Annotated in this window: 11 protein-coding genes; 1 reads left to right on the top strand and 10 read right to left on the bottom strand. The window is 70.1% G+C overall.

Annotated features, from left to right (window positions below):
* Positions 1-522: 522 nt before the first annotated feature.
* From A4R43_RS35840 to A4R43_RS35800, 9 genes are all read right to left on the bottom strand, one after another.
* Positions 523-1,743 (bottom strand): ATP-grasp domain-containing protein, encoded by a 1,221-nt coding sequence (locus tag A4R43_RS35840; protein WP_205215137.1) that lies wholly within the window; start codon positions 1,741-1,743, stop codon positions 523-525.
* 128 nt (positions 1,744-1,871) lie between these two features.
* Positions 1,872-3,047, bottom strand: a complete 1,176-nt coding sequence (locus A4R43_RS35835) for a lipase family protein (RefSeq protein ID WP_113698109.1) — start codon at positions 3,045-3,047, stop codon at positions 1,872-1,874.
* A 79-nt stretch (positions 3,048-3,126) separates the two neighbouring features.
* Positions 3,127-4,107: an alpha/beta hydrolase gene (locus tag A4R43_RS35830; protein ID WP_113696136.1), complete on the bottom strand. Its 981-nt coding sequence runs from the start codon at positions 4,105-4,107 to the stop codon at positions 3,127-3,129.
* A 14-nt stretch (positions 4,108-4,121) separates the two neighbouring features.
* Positions 4,122-5,708, bottom strand: coding sequence for an acyl-CoA carboxylase subunit beta (locus tag A4R43_RS35825; protein WP_113696135.1), 1,587 nt, complete (start codon positions 5,706-5,708; stop codon positions 4,122-4,124).
* Positions 5,663-12,070: a type I polyketide synthase gene (locus A4R43_RS35820; RefSeq protein ID WP_113696134.1), complete on the bottom strand. Its 6,408-nt coding sequence runs from the start codon at positions 12,068-12,070 to the stop codon at positions 5,663-5,665. The genes A4R43_RS35825 and A4R43_RS35820 overlap by 46 nt, the downstream gene beginning before the upstream one ends.
* Positions 12,067-13,803 carry a fatty acyl-AMP ligase gene (locus tag A4R43_RS35815; RefSeq protein WP_113696133.1) on the bottom strand — a complete coding sequence of 579 codons (1,737 nt, stop codon included), beginning with the start codon at positions 13,801-13,803 and terminating at the stop codon, positions 12,067-12,069. The genes A4R43_RS35820 and A4R43_RS35815 overlap by 4 nt, the downstream gene beginning before the upstream one ends.
* 160 nt (positions 13,804-13,963) lie before the next feature.
* Positions 13,964-15,205 carry an MFS transporter gene (locus tag A4R43_RS35810; protein WP_335645128.1) on the bottom strand — a complete coding sequence of 414 codons (1,242 nt, stop codon included), beginning with the start codon at positions 15,203-15,205 and terminating at the stop codon, positions 13,964-13,966.
* A gap of 15 nt (positions 15,206-15,220) precedes the next feature.
* Positions 15,221-16,147, bottom strand: coding sequence for a R2-like ligand-binding oxidase (locus A4R43_RS35805; RefSeq protein ID WP_113696132.1), 927 nt, complete (start codon positions 16,145-16,147; stop codon positions 15,221-15,223).
* Positions 16,144-17,688, bottom strand: a complete 1,545-nt coding sequence (locus tag A4R43_RS35800) for a CocE/NonD family hydrolase (RefSeq protein WP_113696131.1) — start codon at positions 17,686-17,688, stop codon at positions 16,144-16,146. The genes A4R43_RS35805 and A4R43_RS35800 overlap by 4 nt, the downstream gene beginning before the upstream one ends.
* Before the next feature lie 391 nt (positions 17,689-18,079).
* On the opposite strand from A4R43_RS35800, the gene A4R43_RS35795 reads away from it, so the two are divergent.
* Complete coding sequence (locus A4R43_RS35795; RefSeq protein WP_113696130.1) at positions 18,080-19,333, top strand: PucR-like N-terminal domain-containing protein; 1,254 nt, start codon at positions 18,080-18,082, stop codon at positions 19,331-19,333.
* Between the two features lie 318 nt (positions 19,334-19,651).
* Here the strand turns inward: A4R43_RS35795 and A4R43_RS35790 are convergent, their stop codons facing one another.
* Positions 19,652-20,797, bottom strand: a complete 1,146-nt coding sequence (locus A4R43_RS35790; protein WP_472240954.1) for an acyl-CoA dehydrogenase family protein — start codon at positions 20,795-20,797, stop codon at positions 19,652-19,654.
* Between the last annotated feature and the right edge of the window lie 82 nt (positions 20,798-20,879).

Genomic DNA, 20,879 nt, shown 5'->3' with positions numbered 1-20,879 from the left:
TGGCGACAGGGGCCGCCCCCAGGGCGGGTGGGGGGCCGGTGTTCGCGGGCGGTGCTCGCCGCCGGGGAGTTTCGCCGCCGGGGTTCGCCACCCGTGTTCGCTGCCGGGGGTCGCCGCCTGTGTTCGCCGCCAAGGGGTCGCCGCCGGGGTTCGCCACCGGGGTTCGCCGCCAGGCGGTCGCCGCCGGTGCTCGCGGCCGGGGTTAGCCGCCGGGGTTCGTGGCTGGGTTCGTGGCTGGGGTTCGCGGCCCAGGCTCGCGGCGGCCTCGGCGTCCACGGCGCCTGGTCACCGGTGACGCCGGGCGTGAGGTCCGCGAACTGCTCATCACCTGGCGCGACAACGCCTACGCCACCATCACGGAGCGCTTCCAGCACGCCGTCGGCGAAGGTGACCTACCGCCCACCCGCTACGTCCATGGTGCCCGCGGGCATCGCCGTGCAGGCGGCCAGTGGCGTGGGGCGAGACGAACTCCAGGGAATCACCGAAGCCGCCCCGCGCTACTGGCCGCTCACCTCAGCAACCTCAATCGGGCTCGATTGGCGTCGCGGAGACGCGGAAGTTACGCGCCGTGTTCTCGATGGCCTCGATGATCTCCGCGCTCGTCGAACCGCGGAACCGGAAGCGGCCGCCGACGTGTTCGTAGAAGGCCGCGGCGTTCGGCAGGATCTCGCCGACCTCCAGGACCCGCTCGGCGTACGGCCCCGGCGTCAGGCCCAGCATCGGCGTCGACTCGGTGATCAGGCACGGGCGCTTCGCCGGGGCGGCCACCAGCATCCAGCCCGCCAGGTCCTTGTCCTCCAGCGGATCGGCCACCTGCGGCACCAGGCCCAACTGCAGCTCGAACGCCGCGCGCATCAGGTCGTAACCGTGCACCTCCCGCCACAAGAACGGGATTTCCGCACCACCGACCCGCGCGCCGACCTCCAGGAATTGCACCTCGAAACCGCCGTCCGCGGCCGGGGCGACAAATACCTCCAAATGGAACGCCGTCGGTTCGTCGGTCAACGCGGAAATGAACTGCGCCGTCGCGTTCCCGACCGCCTTGAGTCGTTCCGGATCATCGTCCTCGACCGAGCCGAGAACGCCACCGCCGCGAAAACTCAGGCAGGTGTTCAGGTACTCCGACGAACTCCAGCGCCGAACCGAAACGCCGTCGAAATAACCGTCCACATGGAACACGGTGTGGTCCACGAACTTCTGCACCATGCGTGAATCGTCGAGTTCCAGCGTCGCCAGGTGCTCGGCGTCCCGCACGATGACCACGCCCGCGCTGCTGCTCTCGCTGCGCGGCTTCACGATCACCGGCCACCCGTGCTCGCCGGCGAACTCCCGCACCTCGGCGGCGGTACCGGCGGGCCCGAACGCGGGCAGCGGCAGCCCCGCGTCCCGGATCACCCCGCACATCACCAGCTTGTCCCGGAACGGCACGAACGCCGACACCCGCGGCCCCGGGCAGCCGAACTCCTCCCGCAGCGCCGCGCCCACCTCGAGGTCGTCCTCCTTGAGCGCGACGATCCCGGCTGGCTGCCCGAACCGGGCCGCCAGCTCGACCACCTTCGCCCGCACCTCGTCGAGGTCGTCGGTGTTCACCACGAGCGCGGTCGCCGCCGCGTCCTCCGGAACGCCCTGCACGCCGACATCGGTGGTGATATAGGTCACGTTGTGCGTGGAATGGTCGAGGTACTCCGCGTATTCGGCGTAACGCTCGCGCCACCGGTGGATGATCGTGATGTGCGGTTTCATCGAATCCCCTGGGGCTCGCGCAGACATTTTCCATCCCAGGGTAGTTCGTTTTTCACACCGCGATCAATCACGCTCGAGCCATTCCCCAGCCGCACTTGAGCCACGCGGCCGGGGAATGGCGGGAACAATCAGCAGTTCGACGGTGCCTCCGCACCCGCGAACCGATCGGTGATCCACTTGTGCGCGTCCGCGTTACCGGCGAAGATGCCCGTGAGGTGTTCCGCCAGATAGGTGTTCCACTGCAGCGTCACGCCCTTGCCGCAGTAGGCCTTGTGCAGCGCGTCGGCCTGCGGCGTGTTCACGATCTCGTCCACCGCCGCGTGGTACTGGAACACCGGCACCTTCGGCGGGTTGGCGCCCAGCTTGTTCTGCGCCAGCCGCGCCTGCCACTGCGGGGTGTTCAGCGGGTTGCTGGTGGTGTAGTCGCTGATCTTCTTGAACGGGTAGTTCGCCAGCAGCTCGACCACGCACGCGTTCTCCTTGGCCTCCTCCAGTTCCGCGCGGCCGGTGTCGTTCAGGTACGAGTCCAGCTTCAGATCCGAGTACGCCGTGTCGAGGCCGACCGCGGCGAAGGCGAGGAAGCCGAAGCCGAGGTAGCCGTCGAGCCCCTTGGCGACCTCGTTCAGGTCGGCGGGCACGCCACCGGCCACCACCCCGACCAGGTTCAGTTCCGGCGCGTAGGACGGCTGCTTCTCCGCCGCCCACATCGCCGCGCCGCCGCCCTGCGAGTACCCCTGGAAGATCACCTTCGAGGTGTCCGACAGCTTCGCCGCATCGAGGTTCTGCGCCGCGCGCACCGAGTCGATCAACGCCGGGCCCATCGACTGACCGACGATGTAGGTGGGAATGGTGTCCTTCGAATAGCCCTCGTAGTCGGTGACCGCCACCGCGTACCCGGCACTCAGCGAGTCGTTGATGGCGGGCTGGTCGTACAGCGTGCCGCGCGAGATGGCCTTCGACGGCGTGCACTTGAACGCCGGACCCTGCGTGCCGACACCGAAGCCGACGATCGGCGCCTTGGCCGGGTCGACACCCTTCGGCACCAGCACCGTGCCGGTCACCGCGTTCGGCTTGCCCAGCGCGTTGACCGACAGGTACATGACCTCCCAGGCGTTCGCGTTGAGCGCGTTGAGCCCGGGTATCGACGGCCGCCAGCGGATCACGTCACCGGGCTTGCCCGCGGGCAGGGGCGACGGCGGGGTGTAGAAGGAGTCGTCGAACGGACCGGGCAGAGTCGCGGCGGCCTCGGGGGCCGCCGGTTCGACGGCCGACGAAACCGTGGTGGTCACCGAAAGCGCCACCAGCGCGGTGAGCGCACAGGCGCCCACGCGCAGGAGACGGCCGATTCTGTGCTTGTTCAATGCGTACCTCCAAAGTGGACTTTCACGGTCCGGCGGGCAGCCCGAGTGCGGGTGCCAGCACCGGCCAGGAGTTGTGCAGCGCGCGTTCCCAGTACGGCCAGCTGTGCGTGCCGTCGCCGTAGTAGTCGACCGTCGCGGGGATCCCCCTCGACCTGAGCCGATCGGTGAAGCTGCGCGACGTAAGCTCGGCCGCCGGTTCCAGCACGTCGCTGCGCCCCGGCGGATCGAGCGGTCCGGTGCGGCCGTTGCCGCAGGAGATGTACAGCGCGGTCCCGCGCAGGTCGTCGACGTGGTCGAACGGGTTCCGCTCCGACCAGGTGAAGATGTTGGCGATCTCGTGCCCCCACAGGTCGAACCAGTTGTAGAAGCCCTCGCGGACCAGGATTCCCTTGATCACCGCCGGTGTGCCGGGAAACAGCGTGTTCGGCATGCCGCTGTAGGACGCGGCCGCGCCGAACATCCCCTGGTGCCGGAAGGCGTAGGCCATCGCGCCGTAACCGCCGATCGACACCCCGGCGACCGCCCGCTGCGTGCCGCCGCGATAGCCGCGCTCGACCAGCTGGCGAACCTCGAGCGTATGGAAGGTTTCCCAGTCCGGAGTGGACTTCAGCCCGAGGTTCCACCACTTGGTGTACATGCCCGCCTTGCCGTCGGTCGGCATCACCACGATGGTGTCCTTGTCCGCGGTGAACTGCTCGACGTCGGTGAACTCGTACCAGGAGCGGTAGTCCACCGGCTCGCAGCAGCCGTGCAGCAGGTACAGCGTCGGCCAGGTTCGGGTGGGCTCGGCGGCCCACTTCGACGGCAGCAGCAGGCGGACCATTCCGGTGCCCGCCAGCGAAGGCGAGCTGATCTCGATGTCCACCGTGCGCGCGTCGAGCCGGGTTTCCTTGACGATCTTCGCGCCGTTGTCGGCGGTCACCGGCGGGACCGCGGTGGCCGACGGCACCGGCACGGCCAGCACCAACGGCAGGCTGAGCGCCAGCAGCCAGCGTCTTTTCATCCGTCCTCCATTCGCTAAAGCGGGATGTTGCCGTGCTTCTTCGCGGGCAGGACCTGCCGTTTTCCGCGCAGCAGGCGAAATGCCCTGGCAACCTGGAGGCGGGTCTGCGACGGCGGGATGACCAGGTCGACGTAACCGCGGTCGGCCGCGGTGTACGGGCCGCCGTGGCGTTCCCGGTATTCCTCGACGAACCGCCGTTCCGCCGCTGTCCTTTCCGGACCGTCGAGCGCGGCGAGTTCCCGACGCCGCAGCACACGCACCGCGCCCTCGGCCCCCATCACCGCGATTTCCGCGGTGGGCCAGGCGATGTTGACGTCGGCACCGACGTGCTTGGAGCCCATCACCGCGTACCCGCCGCCGTAGGCCTTGCGGGTCACCACGGTCACCTTCGGCACGGTGGCTTCCGAATAGGCGTAGATCAGCTTGGCGCCGCGGCGGATGATCCCGTGGCGCTCCTGGTCGACACCCGGCAGGTAACCGGGAACGTCGGCGAGGGTGAGGATCGGAATGCCGAACGCGTCACAGAACCGGACGAACCTGGCCGCCTTCTCCGACGCGTCGATGTCGATCACCCCGGCCTGGCGGGCCGGCTGGTTCGCCACCACGCCGACGGTGTGGCCTTCGACGCGGGCGAAGGCGCAGATCATGTTCGGCGCGAAACCGGCGTGGATTTCCAGGAAGTCACCGTCGTCGGCGATGCGCGCGATGACCTCGGTCATGTCGTAGGACTGGTTGATCGAATCGGGCACGATGCGGTCGAGTTCGAGATCGGCCGGGGTCGGCCCGGGCGCGGTCTCGTCGGCGAACTCCGGTGGACCGTCCACATTGTTCGACGGCAGGTAACCGAGCAGCGTGCGCACGAAGTCAAAGGCGTCCTCCTCGTCGACCGCCCGGTGGTGCGCGTTGCCGGAAACCTCGCTGTTGGTCACCGAGCCGCCGAGTTCCTCGGTGCTCACGCGGGCGCCGGTGACCGCGTGCACCACGTCCGGGCCGGTGACGAACATGTGCGAGGTGCGGTCCACCATCACCGTGAAGTCGGTGATCGCGGGCGAGTAGACCGCGCCACCGGCACACGGCCCCATGATCATCGAGATCTGCGGGATCACTCCGGACGCCAATGCGTTGCGGCGTCCCAGTTCCGCGTAGTGCGCGAGCGAGACGACGCCCTCCTGGATGCGCGCACCGCCGGAATCGTTGATGCCGATCACCGGGCAGCCGATGCTCATCGCGAGGTCCATCACCTTCAGCACCTTCTCGCCGAAGACCTCGCCCATGCTGCCGCCGAACACGGTGAAGTCCTGCGAGAACAAGCACACCTGGCGGCCGTCGATGGTGGCGTGCCCGGTCACCACCCCGTCGCCGTACGGCCGGTTCGCCGCCATGCCGAAGTCCGTGCAGCGGTGCCGCGCGAACTGGTCCAGCTCCACAAAGGAATCCGGGTCGACGAGCCGCTCCACGCGTTCGCGGGCAGTCAGCTTTCCCTTGGCGTGCTGGCGATCAACCGCACGTTTCTCGGCGATGCGCTCGACCTCGTCCCGCCGGTCGGCGAGCTCGGCTATGCGGTAGGCGGTCGAGTGGTGGCCGCCGTGGTTCGGCTCCATGCCGCACTCCCTCCGTTCAGCAACCGGTTCAGCCGGTCGGAGATCACCTCGACGTTCGGCGGATCGATCAGCGACAGGTGGTCGCCCGGCACCCGGACCACCTCCAGCGCCGGGCACAGCTCGTCCCAGCCGAGCGCGTCGTCGGTGCGCAGGTACCGCGGGTCGAGCGTGGTGGTCAGCGGATGCGGTTCACTCGCGCGGAACAACACCACCCGGCCGTCGTAGGGCCGCGGCCGGTAGCGCTCGGCCACCCGGGCGTCCAAATAGGACGTGTACTGGTGGTGCAGCACACCCTGGCCGAGCCCCGGCACCTTGGTGGCCAGGCGGTCCATCACCAGCCGGATCTGCTCGCGTTCGTCCAGCCCGCCGAGGTCCAGGTCGCTGAGGTCCAGTTCGGCCCCGTAGGTCTGCTCGATGTGCTCGGCGAACCGCCCGAACCGCTCGAGCAGCAAGTCCGCCGACGACCGGCCGGGCGCGGGCAGCGGCAGGATCGAGTCGATCAGGAACACCAGCTCGACGGCTTCACCGGCGCTGGTCAGCTGCTGCGCGGTTTCGTAGGCGAGGCAGCCGCCGAACGACCAGCCGCCCAGCCGGTACGGCCCGTTCGGCTGGATCTCCCTGACCAGTTCCGCGTAGCAGGCTGCCTTGTCCTCCAGCTCGTCCAGATCGTCGAGCCGTTCGAAGCCGTACGCGGGCTGGCCGTCGGTCAGCCGGTCCGCCAGCGCGCGGTAGACACTGGTCGGACCACCGGCCGGGTGGAACAGGAACACCGGGTCCGCGGCGACACCGTCCCGCAGCAACCGGATCGGGCCACCGCCGTGCCCTTCGATCTCGGCCCGCAGCAGGTCGGCCATCGCGGCGATGGTCGGCGCGGCGAACAGGGTCCGCTCGTCGGGTACCGAGCTCAGTTCCTCGGCGATGGCCGCGCGCAGGCGTTCCGCCCGTTCCGCGTCGCCGCCGACCAGGAAGAAGTCGTCGTAGACCCCCGGTTCCCGGCCTGCCAGCACCTCACGCCAGGCGCGGGCGACCCACCGCTCGGCGGGGTCTCGCGGTCCGACCACAGTGGGCTTGGCTGCCACGGGCTCACCGCCGAACCCGGCGGCTTCGGCGAGATGAGCGGCCACTTCGGACAGTGAGGCACCGCGCAGCAGCAACGGCATCGGCAACGACAAGCCGAAGTCGCGTTCCACCGCACCCCGCGCCCGCATGGCCAGCAGCGAGTCCAGGCCGAGCTGGGTCAGCGGGCAGTGGCGGTCGATCTGCTCCGGCTCGAAGCCCATCAGCCCGGCGACGATCGCCACCAGGTGATCGGCCAGCGCGGCCCGTGCCGCGGCTGGTTCGGCCGTGCGCAACGCGGCCATCCCGTCCCAGCGCACCTGCGGCTCGTCCGGTGCCAGCAAGGAGAAGAAGAAACGGGCGGTGAGCTGCGGGAACAGCGTGAGCACGGTGGTCGTGTCCAGCCGCGCGACGCCGGTCGCGGCCCGCCCGTCGGCCAGCACCGCCTCCAGCGCTTCGAGGCCTTCGTCCGGGCTGAGCGGCTCGAGCACCGGGTTCTTCGTCCCGGCCGCCGCCCCGATGTCACCCCACGCACCCCAGTTGATCGTGGTGGCGGGCAGCCCGTTCGCGCGGCGCCATTCCACCAGCGAGTCCATCCAGGCATTCGCCGTGGCATAGGCGGCCTGCCCCGGCGAGCCGAGCAGGGACGCGGCCGACGAGTAGACCAGCCACCAGTCGAGTTCGTGCCCCATGGTCGCCTCGCTGAGCCGCCACGCGCCGTGAGCCTTGGGCCACCACGCCCGCCGCACCTGCTCGGCGGTCAGCTTCATCGCGGCGCCGTCGGCCAGCACGCCGGCCGCGTGCAGCACCCCGCGCAACGGCATGCCCTCCCGGGTGGCCACCTCGACCAGCCGCTCGGCCACCCCGGGTTCGGCGATGTCCCCGGCGACCACCTCGACACCCGGCAGCGGCGTTTCACCACCTCTCCGGCTGGACAGCACCACGCGGCTGGCACCGCGGTCGAGCAGCCACCGCGCGGCGTGCAGTCCCAGGCCGCCGAGGCCACCGGTGATCACGTAGGCACCATCACGAACCGCTGGTGAGCCGGGCTGCAGCGCCGGCCGCGCGAGCCGCCGCACATACCGCACGCCCTCGCGCCAGGCGACCTCGTCGGCCGGGGAATCCGCACGGATCTCGTCGTGCAGTTCGGTCACCCACAGCCGCGCCGGATCGGGCTCCGCGTCGAAGTCGAGCAGTGACGCACGCAGTTCCGGGTGTTCGAAGGCGAGCACCCGGACCAGGCCACGCAGGGCCGCGTTGCCGGGGCAGCCCGCCTCGCCCGGTTCGATCGCCGCGCCACCGGAGCCGACCAGCCACAGGCGCGGCGGATCGGGCAGCTCGGCGAGTTCGGCGACCACCGCACTGGCGGCGAGCACCAGCCGTTCACCTTCCTCGGGCGCCATTCCACTGGCTCCGGCCATGAACAACACGGCGTCCACTTCGGACCTCTCGCGCAGGAACGCCGCCAGCCCTTCGGTTTCCCGCCGCAGCAGTTCGTCACCCTGGCCGCACACCGCGTCACGGAACGCGACCAGTTCGGGTTCCGCCAGCTCGCCCAGGACCAGCCAGGTCCGCGCACCCGGTTGCTCGGCGGGCAGCTCGGCCTGCTCCCAGCGTGCTTCGAAGACCTTGCCGGACAACGGGACCGGCAGCGAGGACCGCTGGAACCGCCGGACGTAGACCTCGTCGATGGCCACCACCACCGCACCGGACTCGTCGAGCAGGCGGACCGCGCCCACCAGGCCGTCGTCCTCCATCGACCCGACCGTCGCCTGGACCCGCACTCCACGCGCCGGATCGCCGTGCACGCTGACCGAACCGAGCGAAAGCGGCAGGTAGATGCCTTCCGCGCGGTCGAGGTCGGCGGCTGCGGCCAAGGCGTGCAGGCAGGCGTCGGCCAGCGCGGGGTGCAGCACGTAGTGCGGTTCGGCGGTGGCCGAAACCAACGCGGTGGCCCGGCCGGGGGCGGCCGTCACGTCACGCAGGAGGCGGAACGCGGGCCCGTAGCTCTGCCCGATCGTGTCGAGCGCACGGTACAGGTCGAACGGCTCGCCGTCCTCGGCGCCGGGCAGCGGGTCTGTCCACTCCGGACCGGTGCGGATCTTCGCGGTGGCGTGCCGGATCCACTCCCCGGTTGCCGACTTCGCGTGGATGTCCACCCGATCGCCGGAGAAGGTGGTGGTCACCTCGGTCCGCGCGGACAACGGCAGCAGCTTCAGCAACTCCAGATCGGCCACGGCCAGCGCATCCGACTTGAGCACCGTGCGCGCGGCGGCCAGCGCCAGCTCCAGGAATCCGGTGCCGGGGAACACCGGCACGCCCAGCGCCGCGTGGTCCGCGAGCCACGGGTGCGCGTCCGTACCGACCTCCCCGCGCCAGACGTGCCTGCCGTCGTCGGGAAGTTCCACGTGGGTGCCGAGCAGCGGATGGGCTCCCGCCCGGCCGGTCCGCCGCGCGGGCCAGAACCGCTGGTGCCGCCAGCGTGGGCCGGGCAGCTCGACGGGTGTCGCGTTCGGACAGCGGGACTCCAGCACCCCCGGCACCCCGAGCACGTGCAGCCTCGCCAGCGAGGTCAGGAAGGTGGCGTGTTCCCCGGCGGTCCGGCTCGAACTGCCGAGACCGATGGCGCGGCCCGCGGCGGTCTGGTCGATCGCGGCCAGTGCGACGGGATGCGGTGAGATCTCCAGGAACACCGTGTGGCCGTCGGCCATCGCCGCGTCGAGCGCCTGCGTGAACCGGACCGGCCGCCGCAGGTTCGCCGCCCAGTACTCGACGTCGAAGTCGGGTTCCTCACGGGCGTCGTCGAGCACGCTGGTGTAGCAGGCGATCTCGGGCACCCGGGGATGCAGTGGCCCGACCTCGGCGCGGAACCGGCCGAGCAGCCCGTCCACTGCGGACGAATGTCCGGCACCGGCCACCTTCAGCGGTTTCGCCAGCCTGCCCCGGCTTTCCACGTGTGCCACCAGCGCGGCCACCTGGTCCGCGTCCCCGCTGACCGTGCACTGGGTCGGTGACGCGTAGACGGCGACCGTGATGCCGGGGAAGTTCGCCTCCAAATCGGACAGTTCCGCTGGGGACAGCTCCACCACCGCCATCGCGCCGGTGCCGTCCATCGACTCCAGCAGCCGGGACCGGGTCGCCATCACCCGCACCCCGTCCGCCACGTCCAGCGCGCCCGCGACCACCGACGCGGCCACCTCGCCCATCGAGTGCCCGAGCACCGCGGCCGGTTCGACCCCGTGCGACCGCCAGAGCGCGGCCAGCGCGAGCTGCGTGCCGAGCAGGGCGAGCTGGATCTCGGCGAGTCCGTCCGGCTGCCCGTCGAGCGCGCCACGCAGGGAGAACCCGGCCTCGCGCAGGAAAACCGGCTCCAGTTCGTCGATCCGGTCGCGGAAGGCCGGTTCGGTGGCGAGCAGTTCACGGCCCATGCCGCGCCACTGCGAGCCGTAACCGGAGAACACGAAGACCGGCTCGGGTGGCACCGGGGCGGCTTCCCCGCTGACCACCGCGGCGCTGGGCTGGCCCTTGGCCACCGCGCGAAGCCCGTCGGCGAGCTTCGCGCGGTCGTCGGCCAGCACCACCGACCGGATCGGCAGGTGTTCACGACGACCGGCCAAAGTGGACGCGAGCGCGCCGAGCGGAACGTCGTCCGCCGAATCCAGCCACCGCGCCAGGTCCGCCGCGCGGGCGCGGACACCCTCCTTGGTGCGGTCGGAAATCGCGAACACGCCGGGCCCGTCACCAGTCTGCTTCGCCGGGAAGGCCCCGGCCGGCCATTCCTCCAGCACCACGTGCGCGTTGGTGCCACCGAAGCCGAAGGCCGACACCCCGGCCCTGGCCATGCCGGAGTACCGCGGCCAGCGCACCGGCTCGCCGACCACGCGCAGGCCGAGGCCGTCGAAGTCGATCTGCGCGCTGGGGGTGTCGCAGTGCAGGCTCGCGGGCAGCCGCCGATTTCCGAGCGAGAGCACCACCTTGATCAGGCCGACGATGCCGGCCGCGCCCTCCAGATGGCCGAGATTGCTCTTGACCGAGCCGATCAGCAGCGGCCGCCCCCACTCACGGCCGCTGCCCAGCACGGCACCGAGCGCCGCCGCCTCGATCGGGTCACCGAGCGGGGTGCCGGTGCCGTGTGCCTCCACGTAGTCGACGCCCGCCGGGTCCACGCCCGCCGCCGCGTAGGCGTCGGCGAGCACCATTTCCTGCGCCCGCGGATTGGGCGCCATCAGGCCGTTCGACCGGCCGTCGGAGTTCACCGCGCTGCCCCGGATCACCGCGAGCACCCGGTCTCCGGCCCGGCGCGCCTCGCTCAGCCTGCGCAGCACCACTACGCCGCAGCCCTCCCCGCGCACGATGCCGTCGGCGTCACCGGCGAACGGCTTGCAGCGGCCGTCCTCGGCGAGCACCCCGGCGCGGTGGAAGTTCGCCGTGATGCCCGGCGAAAGCATCAGGTTGACCCCGGCGACCAGCGCGGTTTCGCTCTCCCCGCGTTGCAGGCTCTGCACCGCCATGTGCACGGCGACCAGCGACGACGAGCACGCGGTGTCCACGGTCAGGCTCGGGCCGCGCAGGTCGAGCAGGTACGACAGCCGGTTCGACGCGATGCTCATCGCCGCGCCCGTCCCGGACCAGGCGTCGATGGTGTCGAGATCGCTCATCGTGAGCATGCCGTACTCGCTGGCCGAAACGCCGGTGAACACCCCGGTCCGGGTGCCACCGAGGCTGCTCGGCGGAATGCCGGCGTGCTCCAGCGCGGACCACGCGACCTCCAGCAGCACGCGTTGCTGCGGGTCCATGGCCTCCGCCTCACGCGGAGTGATGCCGAAGAATGCCGCGTCGAACCCCGTGGCGTCGCTGAGGAAGCCACCTCGCTGCGGGATGTTCGCGAGCACGGCGGGGTCGGCAAAGGACTCCCACCGTCCATCCGGGACGGACCCGATGGCTTCACGACCGCCCTCGAGCAGGCGCCAGAAGTCGCCAGGCGACTCGATGCCGCCGGGCAGCCGGACGCCGATGCCAACCACCGCGATCGGCTCACCCTCTTCACCACGCGCCATCGGCCTCGGCATCCTGTCCTCTGTGGACAACGCACCGGCGAGCGCGGCGATGGTCGAGTGTTCCCACAACAGGGTCGGCGGCAACGGCCTGCCGAGCAGCCGCCGCAGGTCACCGGTGAGCGTGACGGTGTCGCGGGAGGACAGGCCCGATTCCCGCAACGGCCGCCGGACGTCGATCTCGGCCGCCGGACGGCCGAGCAGCTCGGCCACCCGGCCGACCAGCCACGCGGTCAGCTCGGCGGTGTTCACGACAGCCTCCGGTCGGCGAAGGCGCCGTCCAGGTACCGCGCGCGGCACGCCGAGCGGCTGATCTTGCCGCTGGAGGTCCTCGGCACCTCGCCGGGCGCCAGGAACACCAGGTCGGTCAGCTTCAGCCCGTGCCGGGCGGCGACCTCGGCACGCAGGCCCTCCGCCGCCGCCGTCAGGTTCGCCTCCCCGTCGGCCAGGTTCTTCGCTCGTTCCAGCACCACCACGGCTCCTTCCCCCTCGTCGAGCGGAATGGCGAACGCCGCGGCCGAATGCCGCCGCACCGCCGGATGCGCCTCCACGGTCTGCTCGATGTCCTGCGGGTAGTGGTTGCGGCCGTCCACGATCACCAGATCCTTGCGGCGGCCGGTGACGTACAGCTCGCCGTCGAACAGCACGCCCAGATCGCCGGTGGCCAGCCAGCCGTCGGTCCCGTCCAGGCGCAGGCCGAAGGTCTCGGCCGAGGTTGTCGGATTGCGCCAGTAACCACGGCCGACGTTCTCACCACGCACCCAGATCTCCCCGACCTTGCCGTCGGGCACCGCCTGCCGCTTCTCCGGATCTACGATGCGCAACTGCTGTCCGGCAGCGTGGCCGCAAGAGACCAAAGTGGACGATGCGCCACTCCCGGCCGGGACGGCCGCACCGGCGGCCAGCCGGTCGCGGTCGAAAGCCACCTGACGCGACGGCTCGCCCGCGTCGGTGACCGACACCAGCACGGTCGCCTCCGCCAGCCCGTAGGACGCCCGGTGCACCGCCGGATCCAGGCCGCACCCCCCGAACGCGGCCTGGAACTGCGCGATCGTGGACGGCAGCACCGGCTCGCTGCCGTTGATCAGCGACACCACCCGGCTGAGTTCGAGGTAGCTCTTCTCCCGCTCCGATACCCGCGAAGCGCTGTACCCGTAGGCGAAGTTGGGTGCCGCGCTGATTGCGCCCGGACTCGCCGAAAGCGCCCGCAACCAGCGGCCGGGACTCTCCAGGAACGCCACCGGGTCGAGCAGTGTGGTGCCGATCCCCGCGGCCATCGGGGCCGCGATGCCGAGCACCAGGCCCATGTCGTGGAACAGCGGCAGCCAGCTGACCGTGGTGGTGCGGCCGGTGACCGCGCCATACGCCGCACACGCCTGGCGTGCGTTCGCGAGCACGTTGCGGTGGCTGAGCATCACCCCGGCCGGGCTGCGCGTCGAGCCGGAGGTGTACTGCAGGTAGGCGAGATCGTCGGGTTCCGGTACCGGCCACTCGCGTTCCCGCGCCGGGGGCACCAGATCGACCGCGACCAGCTCGGTCCTCTTTGGATCGACGAACTCACGCACCTGGTCCAGCTGCGGCGCGGTGGTCAGTGCGAGGCGCGGGTCGCAGTCGGCGAGCACCGCGGTCAGCCGTCCCGCGTGGCCCGGCAGGTTCGGCGCGAACAGCGGCACCGCCACCAGTCCGGCCCGGATGGCGCCGAGAAAAGCGACCACGTAGTCGGCGGACTGCTCGACCAGCACCGCCGCCCGCTCGCCCGGCGCGGCCAGCTCCGCCGCGCGCGCGGCCACCGCGCTGACCCGGTCGTCCAGCTCGCGCCAGGTCAGGAACCCGGCCCGGCCGTCGTCGCTGGTGCGGTAGTCCAAAAAGGTCACCGCGATCTCGTCACCGAGCCGGGCGGCCCAGTCGTGCAGCAGGGTGGCCAGCGTTTCGGTGGTGGCGTGGTCGGAGAATTCCGCGACGGAAGCAGCGGCTGAAGTCGTCATCGTCCCTCAGAGTTCCTCAGAGTCCTTCAAAAAGGTGCGGGGAACAGAAACCGTTCCCCGAAGATAGAAAGCGGTTGGCGGGCTGTCAACGAACCGGAATTCGGCTGCTCACGCCGCGGTGGACAATTCACCGCGAGCTTGTCACCTGCCGTACAAAAGCTCATTCGCGGCGGCGGAACACGGCCAGCGCGAGTACCGCACCGGCCAGTTCCAGCCCGGCCGCGGTGTACAGCCCGGCCGTGTAACCCGTTGCCAGCGCTGGACCTTCGCCGAGCGCGAGGTGGTCCGCCCGTACCGTGGTCAGCACCAGGCCGATCAACGCCACCCCGGCCGCGCCGGACAGTTCCCTGGACGCGGTGAGCAGTCCGGACGCCATTCCCGCGTGCTCACCGGGAACCACTTCGAGCGCGAACGAAGTGAGCGGGGTGGTCAGCGCGGAACCCGCGCCGATCAGCAACAGCCCGGGAATTCTGGGCGGTATTTCCGGAATGTGGTTGACCAGCGCCACCGCGACCAGCCCGAGCGCCACCCCGGAGAGCCCGACCGCCACTGTCCAGTGTGGACCGAATCGGCTGACCGACCACGGCACCGCCGGTGTGGCCGCCATGATCGCCAGCGCCACCAGCACCAGCGGCAGCCCGGCCAGCAGCGGGCTCAACCCGAGCGAATCCTGGTGCAGCAAGGGGGTGAAGAAGAACACCCCGGAAACACCGAGGCCCCACAGGATCTGCACGACCAGCCCACTGACAAAAACCCGCTGCCAGAAGGCGGCGAACAGGGCGGCGGCACGGACGCGGGCGCCGCGATGCCGCTCGCTGCCCACGGTGACCGGCACCAGCAGCGCGATCGCGGCCACGAACGGCAGGTTGCTGAAGAAGATCCAGCCCCAGTGCAGGTATTCGCTGAGCAGGCCGCCGACGGTCGGGCCGACGGCGAGCGCGACCGCCAGGCTCGCCGTCCACAGCGTGGCGCCGATCGCGCGCTGGCGGCTGTTCAGGTTGGTGCGCAACAGGCTCAGCAGGCCGGGCACCATGAACGCCGCCGCCGTGCCCTGGAGCACCCGCGCGCCGATGAGCACCCAGCCGGTGGTGGCGAACCCGCCGGCCACCGCGCCGATGCCGAAACCGATCAGCCCGCCGACCAGCGTGCGCCCCTGCCCGAGGCGGTCCACCAGCAGACCCGCGACCAGCAGCAACGCGGCGAACGGCAGCATGTAGCCGATGCTGACCCACTGCAGCTCGCCAAGCCCGAGGCCGAGTTCGCGGGCCATCGACGGCACACCCGCGGCGACGATGTTGTTGTCCAGACTGGTGACAAAGCCGCCGAGGGCGATCACCACCAGCGTGGGGACCACCGCACGGCCCGGTGCCGCGGCGTCCCGGGCAGCGTCCTGGCTGACCACCGCACCCGCCTCCGCTCAGTCGCCGAGCGCCTGCTCGTCCTCGGCCCGGAACTCCTCCTCGAGTCGTTCCGGGCTGTAGTCGAGGTCAATTCGGTCCACCGGCATGCCACGTGCTGCCTCGATCGCCCGCAGCCGCCGCATCGCGTGCCCGGCCGCGTAGTCCATGACCCCGCCGAGCCGCAGCTCGAAGGGATCGCCGTCGAACTGCCGCGTGGTCCACTCGATCTGCGCGATCGCGTGGGGCAGCAGTGCATGCATCTGCTCCTTCACCACGTCCCAGTTCCGGTCGTCGGCGGCGACGTGGCGTCTGCAGGTGAAGGTGCCCCAGGCCATGTGGCGGCGTTCGTCGTCGCCGATGTGCCGGATCAGCTGCTGCATGCCGGGCAGGATGCGGTGCGCGCGGCAGGCCCGGTTCCAGACGAAGTAGCCGGTCAGCGCCAGCACGCCCTCGACAACGTGGTTGTAGACCACCGAAGCGCGTACCTGGTTCTCCGGACTGGGGTCGTCGACCAGGCGGCCGAGCGCGGTGGGCAGCTCGTCGTAGAAGATCGCGCGGTAGCCCGGATTGTTCTCGACGTGGGCGTGCAGGTCGCCGTCCACCCCGACGGCGTCCAGCCAGAGCCGGAAAACCTGGGTGTGCTTGGCTTCCTCCAGGCAGAACTGGGTCAGGTACAGCTCGTCGCCGAACCGGCCCTCGGCCCGCATGGCGGCGATGAACGGCTGGATCTCGTGCGTGACGGACTCCTCGCCGCCCGCGAACTGCGCGCAGAGCATGGTCGCGACGAAGCGCTGCTCGTCCGAGAGCGCGGCCCAGTCCTTGGCGTCCTGGTCGAAGTCCAGGTCGCGCGGGTTCCAGAACTTGGCGTTGCCCTTGTCGAACAACCGCAGCGGCAGCGCGTCCCAGGTGAGCCCGCCGGCGCGCAGTGTGGAGAAGGCGGTCATCCCTGCGTTCCCTTCGTCGGAATGTCGAGCCAGGACGGGGCGGAGAAGGCGAGCCTGCCCTCCTCGGTGGTCCAGTCCAGGAAGAGCGGGTCCTTGGTGTCGGCGACCAGTGCGACGCGATGCCCGGCGGGCACGGTGTAGGCGGTCGGCGCGAAGGTCAGGTCCATCCTCAGTGGACGGCCGGGTTCGGCGTTCTTCCAGCTGTAGGGCAGATAGTTGATCAGTCTGCCGACGCCGAACTGGTCCACGTCGTACACGTAGGCGACCACCGTGCCGGTCGGTGTGGACGGGGTGGCGGTGAACCGCGCGGTCATCGCGCCGCGGATGGCCATGGGCGTGGTTCTCGGCGCCTGCTGCCAGACGGCCGCGTCGCGCCTGCTCACCAGCGGCAGGAAGACGGTCGGCGGTTCGCCGGAGAGGGCTTCGAGACTGTAGGTGGCCAGCGGCAGGCCGCCGTTGGCCGGCGTGTCGCGGCCGGTGGTCAGCTCGGCGGCGGCCAGTTCCCACCTGGACGGACGACCGACGGCGGCCGTCCAGTCCGGAAAGGACTCCGGCTGCTGCATGCCAGGGCGGGCACGGGTGAGGATGGGGTGTTCGCGGGTGATCGTGTCGTCGGTGCCCGCCACGTGGGCGTCGAACCAGCGGTACACCGAGTTCCACGTTTCGCTGGGCAGGCCGAGCAGGCCGCCGGATTCGGCAGAAGCGTGGTCACCCGGCAGGAATTCCATCCTTTTCGCCCCGGTGAGACCGTGGTAGAGCGCGACCATCTGGTCCGGCGGGAATACCGTTTCGCTCCAGGTCTGAATCGTGAGCACGGCCGGTCGGTTGGCATTGATCGCGGCCAGGTGCGCACTCGCCGATCTCGGTTTCGACCATTCGATGATGGCGGCCGAATCGGCGTCGGAGATGTGCGGGGTGAGGAATTTGGTGAGCATCGCTTCGGTTTCCGCGCTGAGCGTGCCGTTCGCCTTTCCGGAGAGGTAGAGCACCAGTCCGGCCAGGCCGTGCCGGGTCTCGTTCTGCGAAAGCGAACCGGCCAGGTCCGCCCAGCCGCTGAGCGAGGCGACCGCCTTGATCCTGGCGTCGGCCCCGGACGCGATCAGCCCGATCCCGGCGCCGTAGGACACCCCGCCGACGCCGATGCGCGCCGGGTCGGCGTCGGTGTTGGCCAGCGCCCAGTCGATCACGGTGGAGACGTCCGCGATGTCGGGTGGTCCCGCCACCTCGACCTCGCCGCCGGACTCACCGAAACCCCTGGTCCCGTAGGCCACCACCACGTATCCGCGGTCGGCGAGGTTCTTGGCCGGGATGACGTTCTGCGTCGCGCCGCCACCCCACGCGCTGATCAACACGGCCACGGGGTGCGGGCCGGGGTCGCGAGGTTCCAGCACCATCGCCCCGAGGCCGATCCCGTCGGCGGCGGGCACGGTGGTGAATCTGGTGGTGAAGCCGTCGGTGGTGGCCAGTGCGGTGGCCGGTGCCACTGGAGCCAGCAGCAGCACCACAGCGAGGCAGGCACCCCATTTCACCCGGCGGATCATGCGCGCGAAAACCTCCTCGCCAAAAGTGAATATGTTTCGCGAAAGGTGTCCGGCGGAATGCTTTTCCCAGGCCGGACCTCGGAGATCGGAAGGTAGCAGTCGGCAATCAACGCGGAGAAGGTGTGCGTTTCCCACTTGTCACCCGGCGCACAAGTTCTCCGGCGGCCTTGCTCACCCCGGCGCAGACGACCACACAGCGCAACTACCACACCCCCGAAAGGGTGGCGTTTGGCAAAATCGGACAAAGATCGTTGCCGCCGCACTCGGGCGCTGACAAGTTCTCGTGAGGCATCGGACACAAGGGTTGCCAGAACGGATCTGACCGTGAGTGCATACCCCAGGCGCGGTATGTGATCAGCGTGGAAAACTACTGCGAGCACAAGGGGGCAAGATGCACCCGGCAAGCGAGAGCGCGGTGAGGCAGCAGGTACCGGCGGTGCTCGACGGGCAGCCCAGCCATTCGCAGAGCCTGTGGTATTCGCTGCCCGGCGAGGTGGCGCGGCGGTTCCGGCCGCATTCGGACCAGCTGGCCAGGACCATTCTGGAGGAGATCCAGCGCGCGGTGCCCGAGTACGCCCAGCCGCTGGAGGGCCAGTTCGGCAAGGTGATCACGCTCGGTATCGAGCGCGCGGTGCTGAACTGCATCGACAGCATCGAGGGCCGGGGCACCGCGCAGCAGAAATGGGACGAGCTGTTCCGCGGCATCGGGCGGCGCGTGTACAACGACGGACGCAGCCTGGATTCCCTGCAGTCGGCCTACCGCGTCGGCGGCCGGGCGGCGTGGCGCTACGTTTCGGCGTTCGGCCAGAAACTGAGGCTGCCCGCGTCCATGCTCTGCGTCGGCGCGGAAGCGATTTTTGCTTTCGTGGACGAGATTTCGGCGTATTCGGTGGAGGGCTACACAATGGCCCAGGCCCGCGCGGCGGGCACTTTGGAGCGTCGCCGGCAGCGGCTGCTCGAACGGATCCTGGCCACGCCGTCGTCGTCCACGCAGACCATCACCGCGATGGCCGCGGCGGCGGAATGGCCCGTGCCCGAGGCGGTAACCCTGGTGGCGCTGGAGGCGCGCATCGATCGGCCGCACACACCGGCCGTGCACGCGGACGTGCTGCTGGACCTCGAAGGCTCGCAGCCCTACCTGCTGACCCCGGACCCGGCACGCGACCTGCCGATCCTGCAGTCCGAATTGGACGGTTGGCGCGCGGCCTCGGGCCCGCACGTGCCGCTGGCGGAGGCCGCCACCTCCCTGCACTGGGCCCGGCGGACGCTCGACCTGGTCCACCGCGGCGTCCTCCCGGACGCCCCCATCACCCGCAGCGGCGACCACCTCGCGAAACTCCTGCTGCTCTCGGACGAGTTCCTGCTGCGGCAACTGAGCAAGCACGCACTGGCCCCGATCGCCGGGCTGACGCCGAAGCAGCAGGTTCGCCTGGGTGGCACGCTGCTGGCCTGGCTGGAGCACCGGGGCAGCACACCGGAAGTCGCGGAGGCGCTGGACATCCACCCGCAGACGGTGCGGTACCGGCTGAACCAGCTGACGGAACTGTTCGGAGACCGGCTGAACAACCCGGAGGCGCGCTTCGAAATGCAACTTTCGCTGGAAGCACACCGCCTACTGGGCACGGACCCTTCGGCGAGCCCCTGACACGCCCTCACCCGGAGGGGATGTCACGAATGTGGCTTTCGAGACGCCAAACGTCTCGAAAGCCACATTCGTGACACCTCCGCCACCCGGCGTGCAAACCGCCACCCAACCGAACCCGCTCCGCCACCCGGGCACAAACGGGACCCGGCCACAGAACGGAACCAACGATCCCACCCTCACCTCCCCCATCCCCGGCCCAAAGCCAAAAACACGGCGGGGGCTCCGTTGTCAAGGCATCTTTCCCGCCTTGACAACGGAGCCCCCGCCGTAGTCACACTAAAAAACCGGGGTGGGCCCTCAAAGAACCCGCGGAAAGCCTCAGCCCTTCAACAGAGCCCGAGCCATCACCATCCGCTGAATCTGGTTCGTCCCCTCATAAATCTGGGTGATCTTCGCGTCCCGCATCATCCGCTCAACCGGGAAATCGCGCGTGTACCCAGCCCCGCCGAACAGCTGCACCGCGTCCGTGGTCACCGACATCGCGATGTCCGACGCATACGACTTCGCCGCGCTGGCCATGAAGCCCGCCCGCGCGTCACCGCGCTCCGAAGCCGCGGCCGAGGCGTAGACCAGGTGCCGCGCGGCCTCGATCTTGGTGCCCATGTCCGCCAGCATGAACTGCACACCCTGGAAGTCCGCGATCGACCGGCCGAACTGCTTGCGGTCCTTCACGTACTCGATCGTCGCGTCCAGCGCGCCCTGGGCGATGCCCAGCGCCTGCGCGCCGATGGTCGGGCGGGTGTGGTCGAGCGTGCGCAACGCGGTCTTCAACCCGGTACCCGGCTCGCCGATGATGCGGTCCTCGGGAATGGTGCAGTTCTCGAAGTAGATCTCGCGCGTCGGCGAGCCCTTGATGCCGAGCTTGCGCTCCTTCGGCCCGACCGAGAAGCCCGGGTCGTCCTTGTGCACGACGAACGCCGAGATGCCGCTCGCCTTCTTCTCCGCCTCGGGATCGGTCACCGCCATCACGGTGTACCAGGTGGACTCACCGGCGTTGGTGATCCACGCCTTGGTGCCGTTGAGCACCCAGGTGTCGCCTTCCAGCCTGGCCCGCGTGCGCATCGACGCGGTGTCCGAACCGGCCTCGCGCTCGGACAGCGCGTAGGAGGCCGAGGCCGCACCGGAGGCGATCGACGGCAGCACGTTCTTCTTCAGCTGCTCCGAGGCCGACAGCAGGATCGGCTGCGTGCCCAGCTTGTTCACCGCGGGGATCAGCGAGGCCGACGCGTCGACCCTGGCGATCTCCTCGATCACGATGCAGGCGGCGATCGCGTCGGCGCCCTGGCCCTCGTACTCCTCGGGGATGTGCACCGCGTTGAACCCCGACCGCACCAGCGCCGCGGCCGCCTCGACCGGGTAGCGCTCGTTCTCGTCGACGTCCGCGGCGTGCGGCGCGATCTCCTTCTCCGCGAGCGCCCGCACGGCGGCACGCAGCTCCTCGTGTTCTTCCGCGAGCTGGTACAGCCCGGCGCCCTCAGTCACTCGTGCCACCTCATCTCCATTGGCGGGATCAACTGTCAATGTTAGCGCTCGTTCACAATGTGGA

The organism is Amycolatopsis albispora (genome assembly GCF_003312875.1).
Classification (GTDB): domain Bacteria; phylum Actinomycetota; class Actinomycetes; order Mycobacteriales; family Pseudonocardiaceae; genus Amycolatopsis; species Amycolatopsis albispora.
Note: the sequence above shows the minus strand (reverse complement) of the source record. Positions and strands in the feature narration are given on the sequence as shown.

Coding starts and splice junctions, on each gene's coding strand:
- A4R43_RS35825 (WP_113696135.1), bottom strand. CDS start 5,708: ATGGAGCCGAACCACGGCGGCCACCACTCGACCGCCTACCGCATAGCC.
- A4R43_RS35795 (WP_113696130.1), top strand. CDS start 18,080: ATGCACCCGGCAAGCGAGAGCGCGGTGAGGCAGCAGGTACCGGCGGTG.
- A4R43_RS35800 (WP_113696131.1), bottom strand. CDS start 17,688: ATGATCCGCCGGGTGAAATGGGGTGCCTGCCTCGCTGTGGTGCTGCTG.
- A4R43_RS35805 (WP_113696132.1), bottom strand. CDS start 16,147: ATGACCGCCTTCTCCACACTGCGCGCCGGCGGGCTCACCTGGGACGCG.
- A4R43_RS35840 (WP_205215137.1), bottom strand. CDS start 1,743: ATGAAACCGCACATCACGATCATCCACCGGTGGCGCGAGCGTTACGCC.
- A4R43_RS35830 (WP_113696136.1), bottom strand. CDS start 4,107: ATGAAAAGACGCTGGCTGCTGGCGCTCAGCCTGCCGTTGGTGCTGGCC.
- A4R43_RS35815 (WP_113696133.1), bottom strand. CDS start 13,803: ATGACGACTTCAGCCGCTGCTTCCGTCGCGGAATTCTCCGACCACGCC.